The 24458-nt window shown below is 67.9% G+C and carries 27 protein-coding genes and 1 tRNA gene; 5 read left to right on the top strand and 23 right to left on the bottom strand.

Features of this window, described 5'->3' with window-relative positions; translation table 11 throughout:
- Positions 1–5 precede the first annotated feature (5 nt).
- Positions 6–314, bottom strand: a complete 309-nt coding sequence (cutA, locus tag IGS68_RS22425; RefSeq protein WP_371821854.1) for a divalent-cation tolerance protein CutA — start codon at positions 312–314, stop codon at positions 6–8.
- Positions 315–409: 95 nt separating this feature from the next.
- Between cutA and IGS68_RS22420 the strand changes: the two genes are divergently transcribed.
- Positions 410–751: a hypothetical protein gene (locus tag IGS68_RS22420; RefSeq protein WP_201081735.1), complete on the top strand. Its 342-nt coding sequence runs from the start codon at positions 410–412 to the stop codon at positions 749–751.
- Positions 752–1021: 270 nt separating this feature from the next.
- On the opposite strand, the gene IGS68_RS22415 is transcribed toward IGS68_RS22420, so the two are convergent.
- The 8 genes from IGS68_RS22415 to IGS68_RS22380 all read right to left on the bottom strand — a co-directional run bounded on the left by IGS68_RS22415 (position 1022) and on the right by IGS68_RS22380 (position 5828).
- A tRNA-Pro gene (locus tag IGS68_RS22415) sits at positions 1022–1095 on the bottom strand.
- Between the two features lie 109 nt (positions 1096–1204).
- Positions 1205–1726 (bottom strand): MerR family transcriptional regulator, encoded by a 522-nt coding sequence (locus IGS68_RS22410; protein ID WP_201081591.1) that lies wholly within the window; start codon positions 1724–1726, stop codon positions 1205–1207.
- Between the two features lie 2 nt (positions 1727–1728).
- Positions 1729–2061, bottom strand: a complete 333-nt coding sequence (locus tag IGS68_RS22405) for an integration host factor subunit alpha (protein WP_158047070.1) — start codon at positions 2059–2061, stop codon at positions 1729–1731.
- Between the two features lie 149 nt (positions 2062–2210).
- Complete coding sequence (locus tag IGS68_RS22400) at positions 2211–3185, bottom strand: beta-ketoacyl-ACP synthase III (RefSeq protein ID WP_201074064.1); 975 nt, start codon at positions 3183–3185, stop codon at positions 2211–2213.
- A complete protein-coding gene (gene plsX, locus IGS68_RS22395) occupies positions 3186–4289 on the bottom strand; it encodes a phosphate acyltransferase PlsX (RefSeq protein WP_201074062.1) in 1104 nt (367 codons plus the stop codon).
- Between the two features lie 50 nt (positions 4290–4339).
- Positions 4340–4525: a 50S ribosomal protein L32 gene (rpmF, locus tag IGS68_RS22390; protein ID WP_158047067.1), complete on the bottom strand. Its 186-nt coding sequence runs from the start codon at positions 4523–4525 to the stop codon at positions 4340–4342.
- 101 nt (positions 4526–4626) lie between these two features.
- The gene (locus IGS68_RS22385; RefSeq protein WP_201074060.1) at positions 4627–5205 is read right to left on the bottom strand and encodes a YceD family protein; all 579 of its coding nucleotides are present in this window, start codon (positions 5203–5205) and stop codon (positions 4627–4629) included.
- 77 nt (positions 5206–5282) lie between these two features.
- Complete coding sequence (locus tag IGS68_RS22380) at positions 5283–5828, bottom strand: ubiquinol-cytochrome C chaperone family protein (RefSeq protein WP_201074058.1); 546 nt, start codon at positions 5826–5828, stop codon at positions 5283–5285.
- Positions 5829–5968: 140 nt separating this feature from the next.
- Here IGS68_RS22380 and IGS68_RS22375 point away from each other — a divergent pair, with 140 nt between their 5' ends.
- Complete coding sequence (locus IGS68_RS22375; RefSeq protein WP_201074056.1) at positions 5969–6445, top strand: outer membrane protein assembly factor BamE; 477 nt, start codon at positions 5969–5971, stop codon at positions 6443–6445.
- A 36-nt stretch (positions 6446–6481) separates the two neighbouring features.
- On the opposite strand, the gene IGS68_RS22370 is transcribed toward IGS68_RS22375, so the two are convergent.
- The 4 genes from IGS68_RS22370 to IGS68_RS22355 form a co-directional block, all read right to left on the bottom strand.
- Positions 6482–8572 carry a sodium-translocating pyrophosphatase gene (locus IGS68_RS22370; RefSeq protein ID WP_201074054.1) on the bottom strand — a complete coding sequence of 697 codons (2091 nt, stop codon included), beginning with the start codon at positions 8570–8572 and terminating at the stop codon, positions 6482–6484.
- Between the two features lie 250 nt (positions 8573–8822).
- Complete coding sequence (locus IGS68_RS22365; RefSeq protein ID WP_201074052.1) at positions 8823–9281, bottom strand: flagellar basal body-associated FliL family protein; 459 nt, start codon at positions 9279–9281, stop codon at positions 8823–8825.
- A gap of 134 nt (positions 9282–9415) precedes the next feature.
- Positions 9416–10141, bottom strand: a complete 726-nt coding sequence (locus IGS68_RS22360) for a hypothetical protein (protein WP_201074050.1) — start codon at positions 10139–10141, stop codon at positions 9416–9418.
- 121 nt (positions 10142–10262) lie between these two features.
- Positions 10263–10847: a glutathione peroxidase gene (locus tag IGS68_RS22355; protein ID WP_201074048.1), complete on the bottom strand. Its 585-nt coding sequence runs from the start codon at positions 10845–10847 to the stop codon at positions 10263–10265.
- A gap of 147 nt (positions 10848–10994) precedes the next feature.
- Between IGS68_RS22355 and IGS68_RS22350 the strand changes: the two genes are divergently transcribed.
- Complete coding sequence (locus IGS68_RS22350) at positions 10995–12488, top strand: CoA-acylating methylmalonate-semialdehyde dehydrogenase (protein WP_201074046.1); 1494 nt, start codon at positions 10995–10997, stop codon at positions 12486–12488.
- A 4-nt stretch (positions 12489–12492) separates the two neighbouring features.
- Positions 12493–13284, top strand: a complete 792-nt coding sequence (locus IGS68_RS22345; protein ID WP_201074044.1) for a 2-keto-4-pentenoate hydratase — start codon at positions 12493–12495, stop codon at positions 13282–13284.
- Between the two features lie 324 nt (positions 13285–13608).
- On the opposite strand, the gene IGS68_RS22340 is transcribed toward IGS68_RS22345, so the two are convergent.
- The 9 genes from IGS68_RS22340 to IGS68_RS22300 form a co-directional block, all read right to left on the bottom strand.
- Entirely contained in the window at positions 13609–14604 is a 996-nt protein-coding gene (locus IGS68_RS22340; protein ID WP_201074036.1) for a branched-chain amino acid ABC transporter permease, read from the bottom strand.
- A 3-nt stretch (positions 14605–14607) separates the two neighbouring features.
- Entirely contained in the window at positions 14608–15495 is an 888-nt protein-coding gene (locus IGS68_RS22335; protein ID WP_201071326.1) for a branched-chain amino acid ABC transporter permease, read from the bottom strand.
- Between the two features lie 14 nt (positions 15496–15509).
- Positions 15510–16730, bottom strand: a complete 1221-nt coding sequence (locus IGS68_RS22330; protein ID WP_201074034.1) for an ABC transporter substrate-binding protein — start codon at positions 16728–16730, stop codon at positions 15510–15512.
- Between the two features lie 50 nt (positions 16731–16780).
- Entirely contained in the window at positions 16781–17503 is a 723-nt protein-coding gene (locus IGS68_RS22325) for an ABC transporter ATP-binding protein (RefSeq protein ID WP_201074032.1), read from the bottom strand.
- A complete protein-coding gene (locus IGS68_RS22320; RefSeq protein WP_201074030.1) occupies positions 17496–18254 on the bottom strand; it encodes an ABC transporter ATP-binding protein in 759 nt (252 codons plus the stop codon). Before IGS68_RS22320 ends, IGS68_RS22325 begins: the two co-directional genes overlap by 8 nt.
- Before the next feature lie 158 nt (positions 18255–18412).
- Positions 18413–19477 carry a LuxR C-terminal-related transcriptional regulator gene (locus IGS68_RS22315; RefSeq protein ID WP_247881416.1) on the bottom strand — a complete coding sequence of 355 codons (1065 nt, stop codon included), beginning with the start codon at positions 19475–19477 and terminating at the stop codon, positions 18413–18415.
- 292 nt (positions 19478–19769) lie between these two features.
- Positions 19770–20162, bottom strand: coding sequence for a response regulator (locus IGS68_RS22310; protein ID WP_201074026.1), 393 nt, complete (start codon positions 20160–20162; stop codon positions 19770–19772).
- A 204-nt stretch (positions 20163–20366) separates the two neighbouring features.
- Positions 20367–21473, bottom strand: a complete 1107-nt coding sequence (locus IGS68_RS22305; RefSeq protein WP_201074024.1) for a sensor histidine kinase — start codon at positions 21471–21473, stop codon at positions 20367–20369.
- A 142-nt stretch (positions 21474–21615) separates the two neighbouring features.
- Complete coding sequence (locus tag IGS68_RS22300; RefSeq protein WP_201074021.1) at positions 21616–21903, bottom strand: GapR family DNA-binding domain-containing protein; 288 nt, start codon at positions 21901–21903, stop codon at positions 21616–21618.
- Positions 21904–22080: 177 nt separating this feature from the next.
- Between IGS68_RS22300 and IGS68_RS22295 the strand changes: the two genes are divergently transcribed.
- Complete coding sequence (locus IGS68_RS22295; protein WP_201074020.1) at positions 22081–22746, top strand: hypothetical protein; 666 nt, start codon at positions 22081–22083, stop codon at positions 22744–22746.
- Positions 22747–23270: 524 nt separating this feature from the next.
- On the opposite strand, the gene IGS68_RS22290 is transcribed toward IGS68_RS22295, so the two are convergent.
- Positions 23271–24053: a LamB/YcsF family protein gene (locus IGS68_RS22290; RefSeq protein ID WP_201074018.1), complete on the bottom strand. Its 783-nt coding sequence runs from the start codon at positions 24051–24053 to the stop codon at positions 23271–23273.
- Positions 24054–24458 lie beyond the last annotated feature (405 nt).

The raw sequence follows: 24458 nt of genomic DNA, 5'->3' as shown, positions 1-24458 counted from the left end.
CGTCTTCACCCGGTTTCGGCGACGATCCAGTCCAGATAGGGTGCGTGGCCCCGCGAGAGGGGCAAGGCCACGATGCAGGGGCAGTCATAGCCGTGGAGCTCTTTCACCCTCGCTTCCAGCTGGTCGAACAGGTCGGCCTTCGTCTTTGCGATGACGACCACCTCCCCGGCCTGCTCGACCTTGCCCTGCCAGCGATAGATCGAGGTCATGCCGGGCAGCAGATTGGCGCAGGCCGCGAGCCGCTCCTCCACCAGGATGCGCCCGATCCGGCGCGCCTCGTCCGCGGTCGGCACCGTCATGTAAACGAAGATCATGTCCATCGATCGCCCGCCGCGTGTGCATGATATTGGCTGAGCAGGCAGGCTAACGTAAGATGCGCCACCCGTCATCCCACCAGCCGGACCGATCCATGACCGCTCTGCCAGAACCCGGGCCAGAACCCAGGCCAGAACCCGGCCCGGAGACCGGCGCTCGGCCGGAGGCCCGGCAGCTCCAGTGGCTGCGCCGGGGGCTTTCGCAGCCCGGCGGGAAGCTGCCGCTGTTCGACGAGGAGGGGCAGCGAGTCGACCGCGCGCTGGTCCGGTCGTGCATCGACGCCGGCTGGGCGGAGCGCTGGTTCCATAATCCGCTGAAGCCGGACTGGGTCGTCTGCCGCCTGACCGAGGCGGGACGGCTGCTGCTGGAGGTGCCGGCGGGCGGCGAAGGGAAGGGGCGAAAAATTTCTGCCAGTGGCGATACGCCGCAGGCTTGACATAATACCTTCCTTGAACGCATACATATGCAACGGATCGCACCGGCCCGAGTCTAGGGGGGAAACGCCCGCAAAAGGGCGAGGCGGCCAATGAGCCGCAGAAGGTTTTGTAGACGCGAACGGCCCCCATCGGGGGCCGTTCGTGTTTGCGCGTGCCTTATCCTTCGGCCGGTTTCCCTCGTCGATGACGGCGCCGCTCCGGAACGGAAAGAGCCGGCAACGTTCGTCACGTTGCCGGCTCTCGACCGAATGTTCAGTTTCCTGAAGATATCGGGCAGGCGGGATTCGAACCCACGACCCCCAGTCCCCCAGACTGATGCGCTACCAGGCTGCGCTACTGCCCGTCAAACCCCGGCGATCCGTGCCGGCCTTCTCGGCGGCGGTTCGTCCGGTGTGGCGCGGACTATAGCCGCGCCCCCGGGGCCACGCAATCGCTCCGATGAATTTATTTGCCTATTTCCTGCCGCCCCGCAGCATGTCGCGGAGTGCTATCAGTTCGGTCAGCACCGCCTCGATGTCCTCGCGCTGGGTGCGGGTCATCCCGCCGGGTTCCTCGTACCCGTGTCCATGCCCATGCTCGTGATCGTCCTCGTCGTCGTCATGGTCGAAAGGTTCGTGGTCCGTCTCCGCGGCCGCGGCGGCGCGGGGTTCCTCCCCGGTCCGGGGCTGCTGGTCGGGGCCGGCCTGGGGCATGCCGCCGCGCGCTTCCCGCAGCAGGCGCTGCACGCCCTTGATCGTGTAGCCTTCCTTGTAGAGCAGGCTCTGGATCCGCCGGAGCAGCTCGACGTCCTCGGGCCGGTAATAGCGCCGGCCGCCGCCGCGCTTCAGGGGTCGGATCTGGGGGAACTTGGTCTCCCAGAAGCGCAGCACATGCTGCGGCACGTCGAGTTCGGCGGAAACCTCGCTGATCGTGCGGAAGGCTGTGGCCGATTTCGCCATGCTGCGGGGCCGCGGGTCCGGGTTGGGTGCGGTCATCGTCACGAGGCTACTTCAATATGCGGCGGATCGAGTTCGGCGAGCGTCTGGTTGATCCGGGACTTGAGCACGTGGCTCGCCCGGAAGACAAGCACGCGCCGCGGCATGATCGGCACCTCCTCGCCGGTCTTGGGGTTGCGACCGATGCGCTGCCCCTTCTGCCGGACCGAGAAACTGCCGAACGACGAGATCTTCACCATCTCCCCACGCGCAAGGGCGTCGGAGATCTCGTTCAGGACGGTCTCCACCAGATCGGCGGATTCGTTGCGCGACAAGCCGACTTCCTGGTACACGGCCTCGCTCAGTTGAGCGCGGGTGACGGTCTCCTGAGTCATGACGTCTTCCCTCTCGCCAGTGGCCCGATAGCCGCCGGACCTGCCGCCGGAACCGTAATCCCACGGAAGAAATGCGTCAATTACAAAGAGTTGGCGCGCGTCGTTGAGGGGCGGGGCGGCATCACAGCTTTCCCGGACCGGTGTTCCCGTCACATGCGGACCAGGGCGGAACCCCAGGTGAAGCCGCCGCCCATGGCCTCCATCAGCACCAGGTCGCCCTGCTTGATGCGGCCGTCATGCACCGCTTCCGCCAGGGCCAGCGGGATCGAGGCGGCCGAGGTATTGCCGTGGTGGTCCACGGTCATCACCACCTTGTCACCCGACAGCTTGAGCTTGCGCGCCGTGCCTTCGATGATCCGCTTGTTGGCCTGGTGCGGCACCAGCCAATCGATGTCGTCGGCGGTCAGCTTGTTGGCTTCCAGCGCCTCGTTCACGACCTCGCTCAGCCGTGTCACGGCGTGGCGGAAGACCTCCTGGCCGACCATCCGGACATGGCCGGTGCTCTGGGTCGCCGACGGCCCGCCGTCCACCCACAGTAGCTCGTACTGCCGCCCGTCGGAATGCAGGTGGGTCGACAGGATGCCCCGGTCGCTCTTGGCGCCTTCGCCCTCGGCGGCCTGGAGCACCACGGCCCCGGCGCCGTCGCCGAACAGGACGCAGGTGGTCCGGTCCTCCCAGTCCAGGATGCGGGAGAAGGTCTCCGCGCCGATGACCAGCGCCGTCGTCGCCTGGCCCAGCCGGATGAAGTTGTCGGCGACCGACAGGGCGAACACGAAACCGGAGCAGACGGCCTGGAGATCGAAGGCGAACCCCCGGGTGATCCCCAGTTCGGCCTGGACCCGGGTGGCGGTCGCCGGAAAGGTGTGGTCCGGCGTGGTGGTCGCCAGGACGATCAGGTCGACGTCGGCGGCCTGGATGCCGGCATGCTCCAGCGCCCGGCGCGCCGCGGCCAGCGCGAGGTCGGACGTCTTCTCGTCCGGTGCGGCGAGGTGGCGCGACCGGATGCCGGTCCGCTGGGTGATCCAATCATCGGAAGTATCGACCCGCTGGGCGAGGTCATGATTGGTCACAACGTTCTGCGGCAGGTACGAGCCGCAGCCTACGATCCTTGAACGTCGAACCATCTATATGGCCGCTGCCTTTGAGTCCGGGAGGGATGAATTCGGAACCGTGGGGTTCTGGGGCGTGCCGTCCGGGCCCGCGGCGGCGGTCAGGTCGCCGATCCGGGCCATCTCGGTCTTGATCGTCTCGTTGAAGCCCCGGGTCACCAGGTCGACGCCCACGCAGATCGCGTTGGCGAAGCCGGTCGGGTCCGTGCCCCCGTGGCTCTTGACGCACACGCCCTGCAAGCCCAGGAACATCGCGCCGTTGTAGCGTCGCGGGTCCATGCGTTTCTTGAGCTTGGTGAAGGCGTTGCGGGCCAGCAGATAGCCCAGGCGCGCCACGATCGAGGACTCGAACGTCCGGCGCAGCAGTTCGGAATAGAGCTTGGCGGTACCTTCGGCCGTCTTCAGCGCGACGTTGCCGGTGAAGCCGTCGGTGACGACGACGTCGACCGTGCCGGACGGGATGTCGTTGCCCTCGATGAAGCCGTGGAACTTGCCGGGCAGGGGCGTCACGCGCAGCTGGGCGGCGGCGGCCTTGATCGACTCGTGTCCCTTGACCTCTTCGGCGCCGATGTTGAGCAGCCCGACGGTCGGTTCCATCAGGCCCAGCACGGTGCGCGCGAAGACCGAGCCCATGACCGCGAACTCGACCAGGTTCCTGCTGTCGCACTCGATGTTGGCGCCCAGGTCCAGCATCACGCTCTCGCCCCGCAGCGTCGGGAAGAACGAGGCTATCGCCGGCCGGTCGATGCCTGGCAGCGTCTTCAGCACGAACTTGGCCATGGCCATCAGCGCGCCGGTGTTGCCGGCGGACACGACGCACGCGGCCTTGCCCTGCGCCACCGCGTCGATGGCGAGCCGCATGCTCGAATTCCGGCCAGCACGCAGCGCCACGGCCGGCTTCGCGTCATTGCTGACGGCATCCGGCGTGTGATGGATCGTGGAAATGCGCTCCAGGTCGGGAAGGTTCGCGAGCAGCGGCCTTATCCGCTGTTCGTCGCCGAAGAACAGATAATCGATCTCCGGGCAACGCAGCCGAGCCATATCGGCACCCGCGACGACCACCTCCGGCGCATGATCTCCGCCCATGGCGTCCAGGGCGATCGTCAAACGCGCGCTCACCGCATCCGATCTCCGTACACCGTCCGGTTCCGCTCCGTCCGCCGGACCGGTCAAGCGGTCGCGGCTTCGGCCACCACTTCACGGCCGTCGTACTGGCCGCAGGAGCCGCAGACATGGTGCGGGCGCTTCAACTCGCCGCAGTTCGGGCACTCGGCATAGGAGGCGGCGGTCAGGGCGTGGTGGGAGCGGCGCATGTCGCGCCGGGACTTGGAGGTCTTTTTCTTCGGAACAGCCATGGTCGGAACTCTCTATTATAAAAGGCGGCCCGAAGGAGCCGCCTTATGCGAACCGCTTCATTACAGAAAACGCCCCCGGGGGGCAAGCGCGAACCGCGAATTTAGTGGGGCCGCTTCAGCTTGGCAAGGGTCAGGAACGGATTCGGCCGCTCGGCCGGAACCTCGTCCCCGCCCTCCGCGGGGGCGTCCTCTATATGGTCCTCGAACGCGATTCCGGGGCGGCGCGGATAGGGGTCGAGCGCCAGCGACAGGTGCTGGGCCGTCAGCTCGCCGATGTCGATCCGGTTGCCGACCAGCGGCTCGGGCGGCTCTTCCGCGTCCGGATCGATCTCCACCTCCATCGGGATCTCGGGGATCAGGTGGCGGGGCGCGAACATTGTCTCGAACTCGTCCGCGACGTGGTTCTCGACCGGCTCCAGCGTGACGACGCAGGTCTGGACGACGTCGGCCTCCAGCGTGCCGCGGACCCGGATCATCTGGCCGCCGCCCACCCGCTTCAGCCGGACGGTGGCGGTCAGGGACTTCAGGTCCCGCAGGTCCAGCCGGGCGGCGAGCCGGCGGCATTCCTGGGGGTTGGCCTTGATGGACTGGGTCGTCTCGTCGCCGCTCACCTTGTCGGCGAGCACGGTCCGCGAGAATTCCGGTCCGATCGACGGGGCGGCGGTCGGCTGGTCGGTCATGGGGGCCTCCTTCAAGGTCCTCGGCAACGTCCTCGGCAACGTCCTCCGGCAGCGTCCTCCGGTGCCGGGGAAGACTGTCACCCTATAACAGGCGGCGGACCGAATTGCACACGGCCGGCGGCCAGGCCGTCCACCGGCTGGCCGGCGAGGGCCGCGGTCTCCCGCCTCATATAGGCGGCCATGGCGGCCAGATGCGCCTCGGGCACCTCCAGGACGGTGCCGTACAGATTGCGGTCGAGGGCGGCGTGAAGCTCGGCGTCGCCGGGGTCTTCCAGGCCCTTCTCGTAGGAGACGATGCGTCCGTACAGGCCCTTGGCCATGTTCTTGATATGCTTCGGCACGCTCAGGTCGCCGATGCCGATCTCCCGCAGGCTGCGGTCCATGTCGGCGATCAGGGTGTCGAACAGTTCCTGGGACACCGCGGAGGCGGCCTGCCCCTGGCCCTTGAGCCGGCGCATCACCAGGAAGGCATGCAGCGCGATCATCTCGAACCGCCCGTCGATCGTGTCGGGCACGCCGAAACCGGCATAGAACTCCGGCCGCCGCGCCTGGGCGACGATGGCTTCATAGAGGCCCAGGGCCTCGGCCTCGGGGCGCTTGCGCCGGAACAGGCGGTTCAGCAAGGGGGGATCTCCCTGATCCGAAAAGTTGACATGGCGGCGCGGGGGGTGCAATTGTCCCACCCGAAATGGGTGCCGCCCCAGTCCCCGTCAATCCGCCTCGGATGGCGGGGAGGGCGTTCAATGGACATTACCGGGCAATCATGGTCAGACCAACACTTCGTCACGTCTCCGCCGCCTGCCTGCTCGGCCTGACGGTGGCCGCCTGCTCCCCAACGATCGAGACGCGGGGCAACCTCGCGGAGAAGGCCCGGCTCGACCAGATCCGGCCCGGCGTCAGCACGCGCGACGACGTGGCGGTCACGCTGGGGACGCCGTCCACGGTCGGCACCTTCGACGAGAACACCTGGTACTATATCGGCGCCCGCACGGAGAAGACCGCGTTCTTCCAGCCGGAGGTGGTGGAACGCAAGGTCGTGGTCGTCAGGTTCGACGAGAACGGCACGGTCGCCGACATCCAGGAACTGGACCAGTCCGCCGGCCAGCAGGTCGAGCTGGTCGAGCGCACGACGCCGACCGCCGGCCGCGACATGAACTTCATCGAGCAGATGCTGGGCAATATCGGCCGCTTCTCCGGCGGCCAGGGCGGGGTCCGCCAGCCGGGCATGCCCCGGCGCTGAAGCCCGGGCGGCGCGCGCCGCCCGGGTCCGTCCGGTTCAGCCGGCCAGCTGGGCGAGGATCGCCAGCAGCAGGATCGCGACGATGTTGGTGATCTTGATCATCGGGTTGACCGCCGGGCCGGCGGTGTCCTTGTAGGGATCGCCGACGGTGTCGCCGGTCACGGCCGCCTTGTGGGCGTCCGATCCCTTGCCGCCGTAGTGGCCTTCCTCGATGTATTTCTTGGCGTTGTCCCAGGCGCCGCCGCCCGACGTCATCGAGATCGCGACGAAGATGCCGGTCACGATGGTGCCCAGCAGCATGGCGCCCACCGCGGTGAAGGCCTCGGCCTGGCCGGCGATCAGGCTGATCACCAGGTACAGCACGATCGGAGCCGCCACCGGCAGCAGCGAGGGCAGGATCATCTCCCGGATCGCGGCGCGGGTCAGCATGTCCACGGCGCGGCCGTAGTCGGGCTTGGCCGTGCCTTCCATGATGCCCTTGATCTCGCGGAACTGCCGCCGCACCTCGACCACGACCGAGCCGGCCGCCCGGCCGACCGCGGTCATGCCCATGGCGCCGAACAGGTAGGGCAGCAGGCCGCCGATCAGGAGCCCGACGACCACGTACGGGTCCTGGAGGTTGAAGGTGACCACCACGTCGGGGAAGTAATGCTTCAGGTCCTCGATGTAGGCGGCGAACAGGACCAGGGCCGCGAGGCCGGCCGAGCCGATGGCGTAGCCCTTGGTGACCGCCTTGGTGGTGTTGCCGACCGCGTCCAGCGCGTCGGTGATGACGCGGGTCTCCTTCGGCAGGTCGGCCATCTCCGCGATGCCGCCGGCATTGTCGGTGACCGGGCCGTAGGCGTCCAGGGCCACCACCATGCCGGCCAGCGCCAGCATGGTGGTGGCCGCGACGGCGATGCCGAACAGCCCGGCCATGGCGTGGGCGACGAGGATGCCGGCGCAGATCACCAGCGCCGGCAGGGCGGTCGCCTCCATCGACACGGCGAGGCCCTGGATCACGTTGGTGCCGTGCCCGGTCTCCGACGACCGGGCGATGCTGCGCACCGGGCGGAACGCGGTCGAGGTGTAGTATTCGGTGATCCAGACCAGCAGGCCGGTGACGCCCAGGCCGACCAGGGTGCAGACGAACAGCCGTATGCCGGTCACCGCCTCCCCGCCGATCCGTTCGAGCGGCGTGCGGAAGCCCAGCAGGACCGCGGTCGCCAGGAAGATCAGCACGGACGAGATCGCCGCCGTGACCGCCAGGCCCTTGTACAGCGCGCCCATGATGTTGTTGGTGGGTCCCAGCTTCACGAAGAAGGTGCCGGCGATCGAGCCGATGATGCAGACCGCGCCGATCACCAGCGGATAGATCATCAGCCGGGCCTGGGTCTCGCCCACGAAAAAAATCGCCGCCAGGAGCATTGTGGCGACGATGGTGACTGCGTAGGTCTCGAAGAGGTCGGCGGCCATGCCGGCGCAGTCGCCGACATTGTCGCCCACATTGTCCGCGATGACCGCGGGATTGCGGGGATCGTCCTCCGGGATGCCAGCCTCGACCTTGCCCACCAGGTCGGCGCCGACGTCGGCCCCCTTGGTGAAGATGCCGCCGCCCAGACGGGCGAAGATCGAGATCAGCGACGCCCCGAAGCTGAGCGCGACCAGCGCCTCCAGGATCGCGCGGATCTCCAGCCCGGCGGCCAGCAGCGCGCCGTAATAGACCGCCACGCCCAGCAGCCCCAGCCCGACCACCAGCATGCCGGTGATGGCCCCCGACTTGAAGGCGATGTCGAGCGCCGGGGTCATGCCGTGGCGCGCCGCCTCCGCCGTGCGGACGTTGGCGCGGACCGAGACGTTCATGCCGACATATCCCGCCACGCCGGACAGGATGGCGCCGATGAAGAAGCCGCCCGCCACGTGGAACCCGAGGATGAAGCCCAGGATCACGCCGATCACGACGCCGACGACGGCGATGGTGGTGTATTGCCGGTTCAGATAGGCCTGGGCGCCTTCCTGGATGGCCCCGGATATCTCCTGCATCCGGGCGGACCCGGCGCTCGCGGCGAGGACCTCCCGGCCGGCATAGATGCCGTAGCCGAGGGCCGCGAGGCCGCATAGAATGACGAAGACGAACGCAACTGACATCGATCCCCCCAGATTTCCGTCGAAGAGCTTTTATCGCGCGCAATCATCCCGTTGATTCAAGGCTGTAGCGGGCAACTTCTTATCGGCGAAGCATGCAGGAGGGCTGCGGACAAAGCAACTGCGGGGCTGTTTCGGCACAAGGATGCCACGCCGGGCGGCGGGAATCCGCCATCCGGGGCTGAATCGGACCGAAGAATAGGAAACTAAGGGTCGCGACTCGGGCCGCGACTCCGGGGAATCGCCCCGGGCGTCACATCGGGCGCTGGTTGACGACCTGGATCAGCACGTCGCGGACGACGCCCTTGCCCATGACCTTGACGGTGGCCTCGTTGAGCTGCGCCTTGACCTGAGGCACGTCGAGCAGCCCGGCCTGCATCGCCTTGCCCGAGGCGATGACACCGTACACGCCGGTCAGGAAGGCGTCGGTCAGGCGGGGCGCCTGGCTGCGGACCCGGTCGGCCATGGCGGCGTCGGGCACCTCCAGCGCCACCATCAGGGTGACGAACTGGTCGATCCGCTCCGCGCCCAGCACCGGGACGGTCAGGGGGCCGATATTGACGAAGACCGGCGGCCCGGCGGGCGGGGGCGGCTCCGGCGGCGCCTCCACCTTTTCCTCGTGCGCGCCCTTGTCGGCGAACAGGTACCAGCCCGCGCCGAAACCGCCGCCGCCGAACAGGAGCGCCACGAGCAGCAGGATCAGGATCTTCATGGGGGTCCCCGTCGCGATGCCTTTCCGCCCCGGGGGCGGCAACCCTGTCTTGCCGCCCCGAGGGGGCGGCAGGGCCGATATGTGGACCGGGAGCCCTTAATACCCGATTAACTTACAGATCCGAGGCAGGGGGATCACGGGAATGGGCAGCGCTCGCCGGTGACCTCGACGAACGACCGGGATCCCGCGACGACCGTGAACTGGTGCTCGACGCCGGCGGCCACCACCACGTGATTGAGCGGCAGGACGCCGGTGGCCTCGGTCTGGCGCCCGCCCGCCTCGGTGAACCGGATGGTGACCGGGGCCGCGGGATCGAACCAGCCCTCCGCGTTGCCGGCGGAACTGCGGGCCGGCGTGCCCTCGCCGCTGACGGTGACGGCGCCGTTGGCGAAGCCGACCGCGGAGTTGGGTCCCTTGTATATGGGCGTTGGCAGGATGAATCGCTTGTTCTCCGGCTTCTCGCACTGGCGCGGGGTTCGGATCTGGTTCAGCACGAAGACCAGCCGCCTGGGATCGACGCCGGCCGCCAGCCGCTCGCGCGCCAGTTCGGTCAGGCGCGCCAGGTCGCCGGTCGGCAGCTCGCGCGTCAGCCGGGCCTCCAGCTCGGCGGCCCTGGTCTCCGCCGTCTGGGCGGCCATGCGCAGCGAGGCGACGGAGCGGGCCAGGTCGGCATTGGCCTGGGAGAGCTGGGCGTTCTCCGCCCTCAGGCCGGCCTCCCGCGCCTTCACCTGCTCGACACCCATCTGGTACGCGAACAGGCCGACGCCGAGGAGTACGCCGACGAACGCCAGGAACTTGACCGTACGTACCCAGAAGCGACGCCGCCGACGCCGTTCGTAGTCATGCAGACCGAGCGTCATGCCGCGGTTCCCGTGGTGTCGACAAGCATGCCGGGGACACGTACGTACCCCCTTCGCGAGGCTGCTTTATCGCAAAGCCACCGGGGCCGACGCAACAGCGAACGGCGCTTTCAACGACGGGTCACTCCGGAAGGACCGCCTCGACCGCCCGGACGACCTTGTCCGAGCCGGGCGACGCCGATGTCGGGAACCAGCCGGCCAGCCGTCCGTCGGGCGCGACCAGGTATTTGTGGAAGTTCCAGCGAGGCGCCGCGGCAGGCCCGAGCTCCTGCCCGGCCCAGCGGTAGAAGGGGTGCGCGCCGGCGCCGGTGACGGCCTGCTTCTCCGTCATCGGGAAATCGACCGAGAAATTGACCTCGCAGAAATCCTTGATCTGCTCCGCGCTGCCCGGCTCCTGGCCGCCGAAATCGTTGCTCGGAACCCCCAGCACGACGAGGCCGCGCCCGCGGTACCGCTCCCACAGGGCCTGGAGGTCGGCATATTGCGGTGTGTAGCCGCACATCGACGCCGTGTTCACCACCAGCACCGCCTTGCCGGCGAACCCCTTCAGGGGCAGCGGCGCGCCGTCGATCGAGACGAAATCGAAGTCATGGGCGTTGTCGGGAGTGTTCCCGGGCGTCGGCATGGCGGCGCTCCCCATGGCTGGCGGAAGGACGATGACCAGCGACAGCAGCATCAGCATGGCGGCGCGGGCGGAACGGCGCATGGCAAACCCCGTCGGAGGCGGAACCTGATCCAGGAGATAGTCTTTTCGCGGCGGCGGTCCAGCGATTCGCCCCCGGAGATTGTCGGCGTACCCAATTGCTTGCTAGTGTCCTTCGCAACCAACCAAACAAAGAGGGGGAGGGCAGGCATGCCCGACATAGATCATTACATCGGCGGCCGGATCGTGGCGGGGACCGGCGAGCGCCGGGCCGACGTGTTCAACCCGGCGACCGGCGAGGTCAGCGGCCGGGTGGCCCTGGCGAACAAGGCCGACGTGGCCGCCGCGGTCGAGGCGGCATCCGCGGCGCTCCCCGGCTGGGCCGCGACTCCGCCGGTAGTCCGCGCCCGCGTGATGTTCAAGTTCAAGTACCTGGTCGAGGCCCACGCCGACGAGCTGGTCCGCCTGATCAGCGCCGAGCACGGCAAGGTCCAGTCGGACGCGCGCGGGGAGCTGACCCGCGGCCTGGAGGTGGTTGAGTTCGCCTGCGGCATCCCGCACCTGCAGAAGGGCGAGTTCAGCGAGAATGTCGGCACCAACGTGGACAGCTTCTCCATGCGCCAGCCGGTCGGGGTATGCGCCGGGATCACGCCGTTCAACTTCCCGGCCATGGTGCCGATGTGGATGTTCCCGATTGCACTCGCCTGCGGCAACAGCTTCATCCTGAAGCCGTCCGAACGCGACCCGTCCACGGCGCTGCGGCTGGCCGAGCTGCTCACCGAGGCGGGGCTGCCGCCCGGCGTGTTCAACGTGGTCAACGGCGACAAGGAGGCGGTCGACGCCCTGCTGACCGACCCGCGCGTGGATGCGATCAGCTTCGTCGGCTCCACCCCGATCGCGGAATACATCTACCGGACCGGCACCGAGCACGGGAAGCGGGTCCAGGCCCTGGGCGGCGCCAAGAACCACATGGTGGTGATGCCCGACGCCGACCTGTCCCAGGCGACCGACGCCCTGATGGGGGCCGCCTACGGCTCGGCCGGCGAGCGCTGCATGGCGGTGTCCGTCGCGGTCGCGGTCGGCGGGGTCGGCGACGCCCTGATGGAGCGGCTGGAGCCCAAGGTGCGCGCGCTCAAGATCGGCCCGGGCAACGATCCCGAGGCCGAGATGGGGCCGCTGGTCACCCGGCAGCACCGCGACAAGGTCCGGGGCTACGTCGACCAGGGCGTCAAGGAGGGCGCAAAGCTGGTGGTCGATGGCCGCGACCTGAAGCTCCAGGGCTACGAGAACGGCTTCTATATCGGCGGCTGCCTGTTCGACGACGTCACCACCGACATGACGATCTACAAGGAGGAAATCTTCGGCCCGGTGCTGGCGGTGGTCCGCGTGCCCGAGTTCGACCAGGCGGTCGCCATGATCAACGAGCACGAGTACGGCAACGGCACCGCCATCTTCACCCGCGACGGCGACGCCGCCCGGACCTTCGCCAACCGGATCAAGGTCGGCATGGTCGGCATCAACGTGCCGATCCCGGTTCCGATGGCGTTCCACAGCTTCGGCGGCTGGAAGCGCAGCCTGTTCGGCGACCACGCCGTCCACGGCATGGAGGGCGTGCATTTCTACACCCGCCTGAAGACCGTGACCTCGCGCTGGCCGACCGGCATCCGCGCCGGGGCCGAGTTCACCATGCCCGTCATGAAGTGACGCCATGATGACCCCGGAGAGCGCCGTCTTCGCCGCCTGCGAGCTGTTCGCCGCCCATCTCAGCCTGCGGGCGCTCGACCGGCTGCCGGATCCGTTGCAGCCGGCCGACGAGGCGGAGGCCTACCAGGTCCAGGAAGCGTTGAACCGGAAGCTCTCCGGAGCCGGCTTCGGGGAGCTGGCGGGCTATAAGATCGGCTGCACCACGGCGGTGATGCAGGCCTATCTGGGCATCCCGAGCCCGTGCCGCGGCGGCATCCTGTCCAGCACCGTCGCGGCGGGCGGAACGGCGCTGGACCACGCCGCCTTCCGCCGCCCCGGCGTGGAATGCGAGATCGCCGTGCGGCTGGGGACGGACGTGCCGGCCTCCGGCGCGCCTTACGACAGGGTATCGATCGCCCGGTTTGCCGAATGCTGCATGCCGGCCGCCGAGATCGTGGACGACCGCTACGCGGACTGGCGGACGGCCGGCACCCCGCTGCTGATCGCCGACAACTTCTTTGGCGCCGGCTGCGTCCTGGGCGCCCCGGTCCAGGACTGGGGCGCCCTGGACGAGGTCGCGGGGACCATGCTGATCAACGGCGCCGTGGTCGGGACGGGCAGGGGCTCCGACGTGCTGGGACACCCGTTCGAGGCGCTGGCCTGGCTCGCCAACCAATTGGCCGGGCAGGGGAGAGGGCTGGAGGCGGGCGACCTTGTGCTGACCGGCAGCGTCGTCCAGACCAACTGGGTCGCCGCCGGAGACCGGGTGGCGATGGACCTGGGGAGGCTGGGGGCGGTGGAATTCAGCTTCGGGTGAGTTCCTACCGTAGGTCGGCCTCGGCCGAAGGCCGACGCCGACGGCGTGGCCGGAGCGTCGATGCAGGGCGTCGGCGTTCGCCCTGGCGGGCGAAGGCCGACCTACGGCGATGCAGGCAACCGCGTTCGGGTACGGGAATGTCGCCTCGGGGAGTCTCCGCCAGAAGCAATTCCTTCAGAGAAGGACGGGCACTTTCACAAGCTCGTTCCCGATCCTTCATGGAAAACTCCCATACTGAAGCCTGTGCGGGCGTCCACGGCCGTCCGTGACCGGTCATGAAGCTAGTCACGGATGACCGTGGATGCAAGCGCCTCCCGGGAAGCCTCAGCCCCTGGGCTTGAGGCGTGCTGCGATCTCGCCGACGATGCCGCGGCGGAAGAGGAGGACGCAGACGACGAAGATGACGCCGGTGACCACGGTGACGGGGAGCTGGGTTCCGGCCAGGTAGTTCTGCAGGGTGACCACCAGGAAGGCGCCGACGACGGGGCCGAAGATGGTGCCCAGGCCGCCGAGCAGCGTCATCAGCACCACCTCGCCCGACATCTGCCAGGTGATGTCGGTCAGCGAGGCGAGCTGGAACACGATCGCCTTGGTCCCGCCGGCGAGGCCCGCCAGCGCCGCCGACATCACGAACGCCGCCAGCTTGTACTGCTCCACCTTGTAGCCCAGCGACACCGCCCGCGGCTCGTTCTCCCGGATCGCCTTCAGCACCTGGCCGAACGGCGAGTGGATGGTGCGGTAGATCAGCAGGAACCCGGCCACGAACACCGCCAGCACGAAGTAGTACATGGTCAGGTTGTCGCCCAAGTCGACCAGCCCGAACAGGTGGCCCCGCGGCACCGCCTGAATGCCGTCCTCGCCGCCGGTGAACGGCAGCTGCAGCGCCAGGAAGAACACCATCTGCGACAGCGCCAGCGTCACCATCGCGAAGTAGATCCCCTGCCGCCGGATCGCCAGGTAGCCGAACGCCAGCCCGAGCAGCGCCGCCACCGCGACGCCGAGCAGGATGCCGAGTTCCGGCGTCAGGCCCCAGACCTTGACCGCGTGGGCGGTCACGTAGGCGGCCGCGCCGAAGAACGCGGCGTGGCCGAACGACAGCAGCCCGACATAGCCGATCAGCAGGTTGAAGGCGCAGGCGAACAGCGCGAAGCACAGCGCCTTGGCCAGGAACACCGGGTAGAGCTGGAAGGGGGCGGCCAGCGCCACCAGCAGCAGCGCCGCCAGCGCCGCCCACTGCAGCGCGGGCGAGCCCCGGCGGGCCTGCGCGCCGGCCGGCAGGGCGTCGGCCTGGGAGGGGGCGGTATGGGAATGGGTCGCCATGGCTTACTTCTCCCGTCCGAACAGACCGGCCGGCTTGATCAGCAGCACCACGGCCATCACGACGAAGATCACGATGTTGGAAGCCTCGGGGTAGAACACCTTGGTGAAGCCCTCCAGGATGCCGAGCATGAAGCCGGTCAGCACGGCGCCCAGGATCGAGCCCATGCCGCCGATCACGACGACCGCGAAGACGACGATGATCAGGTGCGATCCCATCAGCGGGTTGACCTGGTAGATCGGCGCCGCGAGCACGCCGGCCAGGCCGGCCAGCGCCACGCCGAAGCCGTAGGTGGCGGTGATCATGACCGGGACGTTGATGCCGAAGGCCTGGACCAGCACCGGGTTCTCGGTGGCGGCGCGCAGGTAGGCGCCCAGCCTCGTGCGCTCGATCATGAACCAGGTGCCGAAGCAGACCACCAGCGAGACGGCGACGACCCAGCCGCGGTATGTCGGCAGGAACATGAAGCCGAGGTTGTAGCCGCCGGCGAGCGCCTGGGGGATCGGGTAGGGCTGTCCGGAGACGCCGTACCAGTGGCGGAACATGCCCTCGATGATCAGGGCCAGGCCGAAGGTGAGCAGCAGGCCGTAGAGGTGGTCGAGCTTGTAGAGCCGGCTGAGCATCAGCTTCTCGAGCACGACGCCGAGCAGCCCGACCAGCAGCGGGGCCAGCACCAGCGCCACCCAGTAGTTGATCCCGGCGAACTTCAGCAGCATCCACGCCGCGAAGGCGCCCAGCATGTACTGGGCGCCGTGCGCGAAGTTGATCACGTTGAGCATGCCGAAGATGACGGCCAGACCCAGGCTCAGCAGGGCGTAGAAGGACCCGTTGATCAGCCCCAGCAGGAGCTGACCGAACAGGACCTGGGGCGGAATCCCCAGCAGCTCCATCATTGCGGGTCCGTCCCTTACTTCTGCGCGATCTTGCAGCCGCTGGCGGCCGCGTCGAGATAGGCCTGGTCACCGGGGATGGTGCTCACGATCTCGTAATAGTCCCACGGCCCCTTGCTCTCGGACGGGGTCTTGACGCGGGCCAGGTACATGTCGTGGACCATGCGGCCGTTGGCCAGGATCTTGCCGTTCTTGGCGAACATGTCCTGGATCGGCAGCTCGTGCATCTTGGAGACGACGGCCTTCGCCTCGTCGGTCTTGGCCTCCTGGACGGCCTTCAGGTAGTGCTTCACCGAGGAATAGACGCCGGCCTGCACCATGGTCGGCTTGGCTCCCATCTTCTCCTGGTACTTGGCCGACCAGGCGCGGGTCTCCTCGTCCATGTCCCAGTAGAAGCCGGTGGTCGCGACCAGGCCCTGGGCCGCGTCGAGCCCCAGCGCGTGGACGTCGGAGATGAACAGCAGCATCCCGGCCATGGTCTGGCCCGCCTGGGTGATGCCGAACTCGTTGGCCTGCTTGATCGCGTTGGTCGTGTCGTTGCCGGCATTGGCGAGCCCGATCACCTGGGCGCCGGATCCCTGGGCCTGGAGCAGGAAGGACGAGAAGTCCGAGTTGCCCAGCGGATGGCGGACCGATCCCAGCGCCTGGCCGCCGAGCTCCTTGACCACCGCCGTGGTCTCCTCCTCCAGCGAATGGCCGAAGGCGTAGTCGGCGGTGATGAAGTACCAGGTGTTCTTGCCTTCCTCGGTCAGCGCGCGGGCGGTGCCGGCGGCCAGCGCGTGGTTGTCGTAGGTCCAGTGGATGCCGGTCGGCGAGCAGGCGTCGCCGGTCAGGCGTGAACTGCCGGGACCCGACATCAGGAAGATGCGGTTCTTGTCGCGGGTGATCTCCTGGACCGCGAGGGCCGCGGCCGAGTTGGGCACGTCGGCGACCACGTCGACCTGCTCCCGGTCGATCCACTGGCGGGTGATGTTGGCGGCGATGTCCGCCTTGTTCTGGTGGTCGGCGACCACGATCTCGATCGGCGTGCCGTCGATGGCGTTGCCGAACTCCTCCGCCGCCATGCGCGCCGCCACGGCCGAGCCCTCGCCCGCCACGTCGGCATAGATGCCCGAACGGTCGTTCAGGACGCCGATCTTGATCCTGCCGTCGGAAATGGCGCCCTGCGCGTTCGCGGCGGCGGCGAAGCCGACCGACAGTGCCGCGAGCGCCGTCCCGGCCATGATCTGCTTCAGCATCTTGTTCATCCTCTTCACCGTTTCCCCCGTTGGTCCGTTGTTCTGGCTGGTCAAACGCCGAGATATTCGTGCAGCTTGCCCATGTTGGCTTCGAGCTGGTCGTTCGGGATCATGTCGACGATATGCCCCTCCTCCATCACGTAGTGGCGATCCGCGATGGTGGCGGCGAAGCGGAAGTTCTGCTCGACCAGCAGGATCGTGAAGCCGCTTCGCTTCAGCTCCCGCACCACCCGCCCGATCTGCTGGATGATCACCGGCGCCAGGCCCTCGGTCGGCTCGTCCAGCAGGATCAGGTCGGCCCCGGTCCGCAGGATCCGCCCGATCGCCAGCATCTGCTGCTCGCCCCCGGACAGCCGCGTCCCCTGGCTCTTGCGCCGCTCCTTCAGGTTCGGGAACAGCCGGTAGATCGCCTCCACCTCCATCCCGCCCGCCTTGATCGTCGGCGGCAGCATCAGGTTCTCCTCCACGTTCAGGCTGGAGAAGATCCCCCGCTCCTCCGGAACGTAGCCGATGCCCAGCCGGGCGATCCGGTTCGACGCCAGACCCACCAGCTCCGTCCCGTTCAGCCGGATCGAGCCGGTCCGCCGGCCCACGATGCCCATGATCGAGCGCATCGTCGTCGTCTTGCCGGCGCCGTTGCGCCCCAGCAGCGTCACGACCTCGCCCCGCCGCACGTCCAGGCTGACCCCGTGAAGGATGTGGCTCTCGCCGTAGAAGGCGTGGAGATCCCGGATCTCCAGCATCCCCGTCGTCGTCGCGGCCCCGTCAGGCATGTCCCGTCCCCATGTACGCTTCCATCACCTGCGGGTCCTTCGACACCACGGCGTAGGGCCCCTCGGCCAGGATCTCGCCCCGGCGCAGCACCGTGATCTTGTCCGACAGGTCCGACACGACCGACAGGTTGTGCTCGACCATCAGGATGGTGCGGTCGGCCGAGACCTTGCGGATCAGCGCCGCGGTGTGGTCGATGTCCTCGTGGCCCATGCCGGCCATCGGCTCGTCGAGCAGCATCAGTTCCGGCTCGAGCGCCAGCGTGGTCGCGATCTCCAGCGCGCGCTTGCGCCCGTAGGGCAGCTCGACCGCCGGGATGTCGCGGTAGGCCGCCAGGTTGACCTGATCGAGCAGATCGTCGGCCTGGCCGTCCAGCGCCCGGAGCGTCGTCTCCGAGCGCCAGAAGTCGAAGCTGTCGCCGCGCAGGCGCTTCTGCAGCGCCACCCGTACGTTCTCCAGGCAGGTCAGGTGCGGGAACACCGCGCTGATCTGGAACGAGCGTACGAGGCCGCGCCGGGCGATGTCGGCCGGCTTGACCCGGGTGATGTCGTTGCCGTTGAACAGGATCTGGCCGCCGCTCGGGATCAGGAACTTGGTCAGCAGGTTGAAGACCGTCGTCTTGCCCGCCCCGTTCGGGCCGATCAGGGCATGGATGCTGCCGCGGCGGACCTGGAGATTGACGTCCTTCACCGCGATGAAACCCTTGAATTCCTTCGTCAGGTTCCGGGTTTCAAGTATGTGATCCCCGTCCATGCGCACCTCCCCTTCATCGGCCCTTATCGGACTGGTCCGCCGGATCTCCCGTCGCCGGGGCATGCGGTCGGATGTCCTGGATTTTGCGTGAAGTTAGGGACAGGGGGGGACGTGACGCACCACCCGAAAGGGTGGCATTCTGCCGAAACTCCAAAGACCTACGGCAGATAGCCCATTTCCCTTCCCCGGGCGACCGCGCTGGTGCGGGTGGTGACGTACAGCTTGGCGAACAGCCGTTTCATGTACCATTTGACCGTGTCCTCCGAGATGCGCAGTCGCCCGCCGATCTCGCGGTTGCGCAACCCTTCGGAGACGAGCCGAAGGATCTGGATCTCGCGATGGTGCAGGCGGTCGGGTGCGGCGGGAGCCGTCCGCGCGGTCTCGGGCCGGAGGGTTTCCAGCACGCGGCCGGATGTCTCGATCGCATCCCGGCACTGGGCCAAGGCGGATTCCAGGTCGCCGGCGGCACCCGCCGCATAGCCGACCATCAGGGCGGCGAAGCCGCGGAGCAGCAGGTCGTCGGCCTGGGGAGCCGCATCGGGGCCGGCGGGATCGACCTGGTCGAGCCACTGGTCGGCGCGGTGGCGGATCTCCGGCAAGGCGTCGCGTTCCTTCGCCATCAGACGCCGGGTCATCACCGCCAACTGAAGGGCCGAGATGCGGCCTTCGGTCTTCTCGGTCACGTCACGGACCTGATCCTCGGTTAGGTCGAGGGATTGGACCCGGGTCAGGTAGTAGCGCGCCTCGTCCAGGGTGAAGCGCAGATCGGCGGCGCGCAGTTCCAGGAGCGCGCCGCAGCCGCGCAGGCGCGCGAGCGGCAGCGGCGGGTCGATGCGCGTGGCGATCACCAGGGTGAAGCAGCCGGGCAAGGCGCTCAGCATCCGGTTGACGTCGCGATGGATCGCCGGGTCGGCGACCGCCTGGTAATCGTCCAGGAACAGCACGACCTGGCGGCCGAGGCGGTCAAGTTCCCCCGCCAGGTCGCACAGCACCTCCTCCAGGACCGCCGGAGCCCCGCCGGCGTCGAGTCCGGCGACCCGCCGCGCGAAGACCGGCAGGACCGGGTCCAGGACATCGGCGAGGTCCGCCAGGAACCGCCTGGGATCGTGGCCGCTGCGATGCAGGGACAGCCAGCCCGCCGCGATGCCGCGATTGCGCGCGATCGCATGCCAGCGCGCCATCAGCGTCGTCTTGCCGACGCCGGAAGGTCCCGACAGAAGCACGAGGCGCAATCTATCGAACCGGGCGATACAGTCTTCCAGGCGTGACCGGAAGACAAGACAGGAGTCCGCCGGCTGAATATCGAGTTTATCTCTAAATTTCCGCAACGTCTCGGCTGTCCCTCGGCACAGATCCGGCCCGCGTTTTAACGACGGGATATGCGGGTGTGTAGCGGTATTCTGCCGCCTGCTTCAACACTTACCTGACAGCGCGAGGATGGACTGTCCGGAATATTGGAGGGTCTTCCCCGGCGGCGGGGCAATGCCGACACCAGGGCCGGAGCGGCAGCGGCGCTCAGTCCTCCGCCAGCCCCATGCCCTGCAGTGCCGCGGTCAGCGCCGCGCCCAGCCGGGCGTCGTCGTAGGGTTTCCCGACGAAGCCGACGGGCTGGGCCGCCTGGGCCCGGACCATGGTGGCCTGGTCGCTGAAGGCGCTCATGAAGAGGGACGGGATGCCGAGGCGCTGGCGGATCTCGATGGCGGCGTCGATGCCGTCCGTTCCCTGGGCCAGCCGGATGTCCATCAGGACGAGGTCCGGCCGGTAGTCCTCGGCGGCCATCACGGCGCCGGGACCGGAGACCGCCTTGCCGCAGACGGTGAATCCCAGGTCTTCGACCATTTCCTCCAGCAGCATGGCCGGGATCGCCTCGTCCTCGACGATCAGGATCCGGACGCGCCGCGATCGCACGGGTTCCTGCCGGTCCGAGGGCAGGGCACTGGCGGAGCTGGAGTGGACAAGTCGAATTTTTGAGATTGCGTGCATCGGACCAAGCTACAGTTCGGGACTCGGAGGTGGCAAGAGTTCAACACCCGTCGGCTCGAATCGTCCAAATGCCTACAAAGCGTTCGTTCCAATGGGCCTTCCGATGGGCTTCCGGTCGCCCCGACGCGGTCATCCCGCGGCGTGGATCCGGAACATGGTTCCGGCCGGGCCGGACTCGCAGGCCAACTCGCCGCCGAACTGACCCAGCAGGGCGCAGACCATCCGCATTCCCAGGCTCTGGGTCTTCGCGGGATCGAACCCGGCGGGCAATCCCACCCCCTCGTCCGCGACGCCGACCTCGAACCCGCCGTCCGGCAGGGTCGTGAAACGGACCCGGATCACGCCGCGGCGGCCGGCGGGATAGGCATACTTGACGGCGTTGGTCACCAGCTCGTTGACCACCAGGGCCAGCGGGATGACCTTGTCGGTCGCCAACTCGTGGGTGTCGGCCTCCACCTCGATGTGGTGTCCCTGCTCGACCATGGCGGAATGGGCGAGGTCGGCGCACAGGTCGCGCAGGAACAGGCCGAATTCCACGACCCCGACCTTGTCGGTCATGTACAGGCGCTCGTGGACCCGGGCGATGGTGGCGACGCGGGCGCAGGCCTCGTCGAAGTGGCGGCGCGTCACAGGGTCGGAGATCTGGCGGCTTTCCAGCCGCAGCAGGCTGGAGACGAGCTGGAGGCTGTTCTTGACCCGGTGGTTGACCTCCTTGAGCATCAGGTCCTTCTGCTGGATCGAGCGGCGCAGCTCCAGCAGCGCCATCACCTGGCGGGCCAGGGTGGACAGGGCGGCCTTCTGCTCCTCGTCGAGGTCCGGGCGCGGCTCGTGGTCGAGGACGCACAGCGTGCCGAGGGCGTGCCCGTCGGAGGTCTTCAGCAGCGCGCCGGCGTAGAACCGCATGCCCGGAGGGCCGGTCACCAGCGGGTTGTCGGAGAACCGGCCGTCCGCGGCCAGGTCGGGCACGATCAGGAGGCCGGACTGCCGGATGGCGAGGCGGCAGACCGAAGCGTTCAGGGCCGTCTCGCCGGCGCCCAGCCCGATCTCCGACTTGAACCACTGGCGGTTGGCGTCGACGAAGCTCACCAGGGCGACCGGGGCGCGGCAGACATAGGCGGCGAGGCGCGTGACGTCGTCGAACTCCTCCTCGCGGGGGGTGTCGAGTATGCCGTACCGGCGAAGTGCTTCGAGCCGCTGGATCTCGGAGATCTGCTGGCCCGGAATGGCGGTGCCCATCAAGCTGGTGGTCCCAATAATTCGAGGCGTCGTCCGGGACTGGATCGATACGGACGGCCCGTCCCGCCGGCTGCCCGGCGAATCGCGCGCCCGATGATGCATCGGGCGGGGCGCGATGTCGAGCCCCGCCCGGCGCGGCCGGTCAGGCCGCTTCCCCGGCCATCTCCGGAACCGCGAGGTCCAGATGCGTGCCGGTGTGGTGGGCGTAGAGCAGCAGGTCGTTCAGCAGCTCGGTTTCGGCGTCGGCCGAGTCCTTGCGGCGGATCGCGACCAGCCGGTCGAGCGCCCTGATGTTGAAGCCGGCCGATTTCGCCTCGCCCTTCAGGTCCTTCAGGTCGTTCTTGAGTCCGTCGATTTCGTTCAGCAGATTTTCCATGCGGTCGGCGAACTGCTTCAACTGTTCGGCCGTCGTAGCACCAGCGTCGATCAAGATCAGGCTCCGTGGATGGGGCTGGAGTTGGGGAGTGGCGTCATACCGGCAAGCGCCGGTCCTGGCAACAACGCGGCGGGCCGGCCTCGGAACGATCCGAGGCTCCCCGCGGTTGGTATCGCATAGCCGTCGCGCCGCGGCGGTCCCCAAGCAACAACCAACGAATGGGGCAAAAAAATGGTGGACGCCATACCCGCTTCCGATACCGAGAACAGGCGTTACCTCAGCAACACGCCCGAGCACCCCTACATCCCCTACGACACCCCCAGCGCCTATGGCCGCGCCCGCATCGGCGGCGCCGACGGTCGGCGGGAGCGCGGGTGGCAGGGGGACTCGGGCGGAATCAGCGCCGTGATCCGCGACCATCCCGTGCCCTTCGTGATGTTCGCCGCCAGCGCCGGCATCCTGCTGGCGGCCTGGCTCGGCTACCGCTACCAGCGCGACGGCCGCCCTGGGGCGGGCCGGAGGTCGCGGCTCTACACCGATCCGGACCGTCACCATACCCATGTCTCGGGGGACATCTCGGGCCGGGCTGCCGGCCGCTCGCCCGATCCCGACCGGCTGGTCGGGATGCCAGGCGGCGGCAAATCGGCGCGGGAGAGCGCTTCGGTCCTGCTGGGACCCGACGGGGAGCCCTTGCGCGGCGGCGCCGGCGGGGCTTCGGCAGGCGGCGACACCAGCGTCGGCTGGGCGACCCCGGACGGCTCCGCGTCCCATTCCGACACCGTGACGGGCGAAGCCGCCGACACGCTCGGCCAGACCCGGCGCGAGAACGCCCCTCCGGGAAGCTCGGCCACCACGATCCGCACGCCGGGGAACCCGCCGATCTTCGACCGGCCCTGATCGGGGCGGGGCCTTCCCCCTGGCCGGGTCAAAGTCCGCGCCTGTCCGGCACGATGATTGCTCATCAATCCCAAGCTGATGCTCGGGACACTTCATCTTCCCTTTATCGTCATGCCCGGACTTGATCCACGGCTGTCCGGCACGGTACTTGCTGATCAACCATTGGGAACATTTCTAGCGACCGTTTTCTCCTTCAGTTCGTCATCCGCGGGCTTGACCCGCGGATCTCAAGGCACGGAGGCTCCGATGCTTCCCGTGAAAGATGGCCGGATCAAGTCCGGCCATGACGAAAATGGAGTAACTTTACCTGAGACTAACCCTTTCGTAGTGCAAGCAATCGTCGTGCCGGACAGCCGTGGAGCCCCGGTGAGACCTGTGAGACGATAACCGGATCAAGTCCGGGCATGACGAAAAAGGGGTAGTTACGCCTTGAGTTCAGGCTTGTGAGCAGTAAGCAATAAACGTGCCGGACAGCCGTGGGTCAAGCCCGGGCATGACGATGAGGGGAGGGGGCCGCCCGAGCCCTACGCCAGGGTGCGGCTGAACGGTTCGATCGCGACGCCGAGGGCTTCCAGGCGCCCCCGGATCGTCCTGGCCATCCCGACCGCCTGCGGGTTGTCGCCGTGGACGCAGATGGTGTCGATCCTCGCCGGGATCCGAGCGCCGCTCACCGTCGGGATCGCCTCCTCCTCCAGCATGCGGACGATCCGGTCCGCCGCCTCCTCCGGGTCGTGCAGCACGGCGCCGGGCTTCTTGCGGGACGTCAGGTTGCCGTTGTCGTCGTAGGTGCGGTCGGCGAAGATCTCCCGCGCCGCCCTCAGTCCCATCCGTTCCGCGGCGCGCTCCGTCTCCATCCCGGGCATGACGACGAAGATCAGGTCGCGGTCGACGGCCCGCACCGCCCGGGCGCAGGCCAGCGCAAGATCGAAATCGACCGCCGCCATGTTGCCGAGCGATCCATGGGCCTTGACGTGGGTGACCTGGTGCCCGGCGGCGGCGGCAAGCGCCTGCACCGCGCCGATCTGGTAGACCAGCATCTTCTCGATATCCGCCGGATCCTCCCCCAGGATCGGGCGACGCCCGAAACCCCACTGGTCCAGGAAGCTGGGATGGGCGCCGACCGCGACGCCGGCCTCCAGCGCCAGGCGCACGGTGCGGTCGATCACCAGCGGGTCGCCGGCATGGAAGCCGCAGGCGACGTTGGCGCTGGTGACGATCTTCAGCATGTCCGCGTCGTTGCCCAGCGTGTAGACGCCGAAGCTCTCGCCCATGTCGCAGTTGAGGTCAACCCGGGAAACGCCTGCCATCCTGCCCCCATCCTCGCCGGATCCGGCTGCCGAAATCCTGCTTCAGGATGGCGACTTCGCAGGCCCGGGGCAACCCTGTTCGGGCGGCCCGCGGAGGGTGGGTCGTCCACGCGGTACCCCCGAATCCTTTCAAATATGTTGATTGCATAAGCGGGTCATCCTTCGAAATTGACGACGATTATGCCGGAAAATTCACAGGATTAGCCCCTCAAAGTCACAACAATTCTCATCGAGGTCACATCTTTGCCACGTCAAATTTTTCTCTATTTCGAATACATTCGCGGCCGTGGCATAAAGTTGGTCAGCACTCTTTTAATTGAGATTTAACTTTTGAGTGCTTTGATACATGGCGAAGAACCATACATCCGACTTTATGCTTGATCTGCTGTAAGCGGTCTGGGCTTT

It is taken from the genome of Skermanella sp. TT6 (genome assembly GCF_016653635.2).
In the GTDB taxonomy this organism is placed as follows: Bacteria; Pseudomonadota; Alphaproteobacteria; order Azospirillales; family Azospirillaceae; genus Skermanella; species Skermanella cutis.
This window is presented reverse-complemented; position numbering and strand designations above follow the sequence as displayed.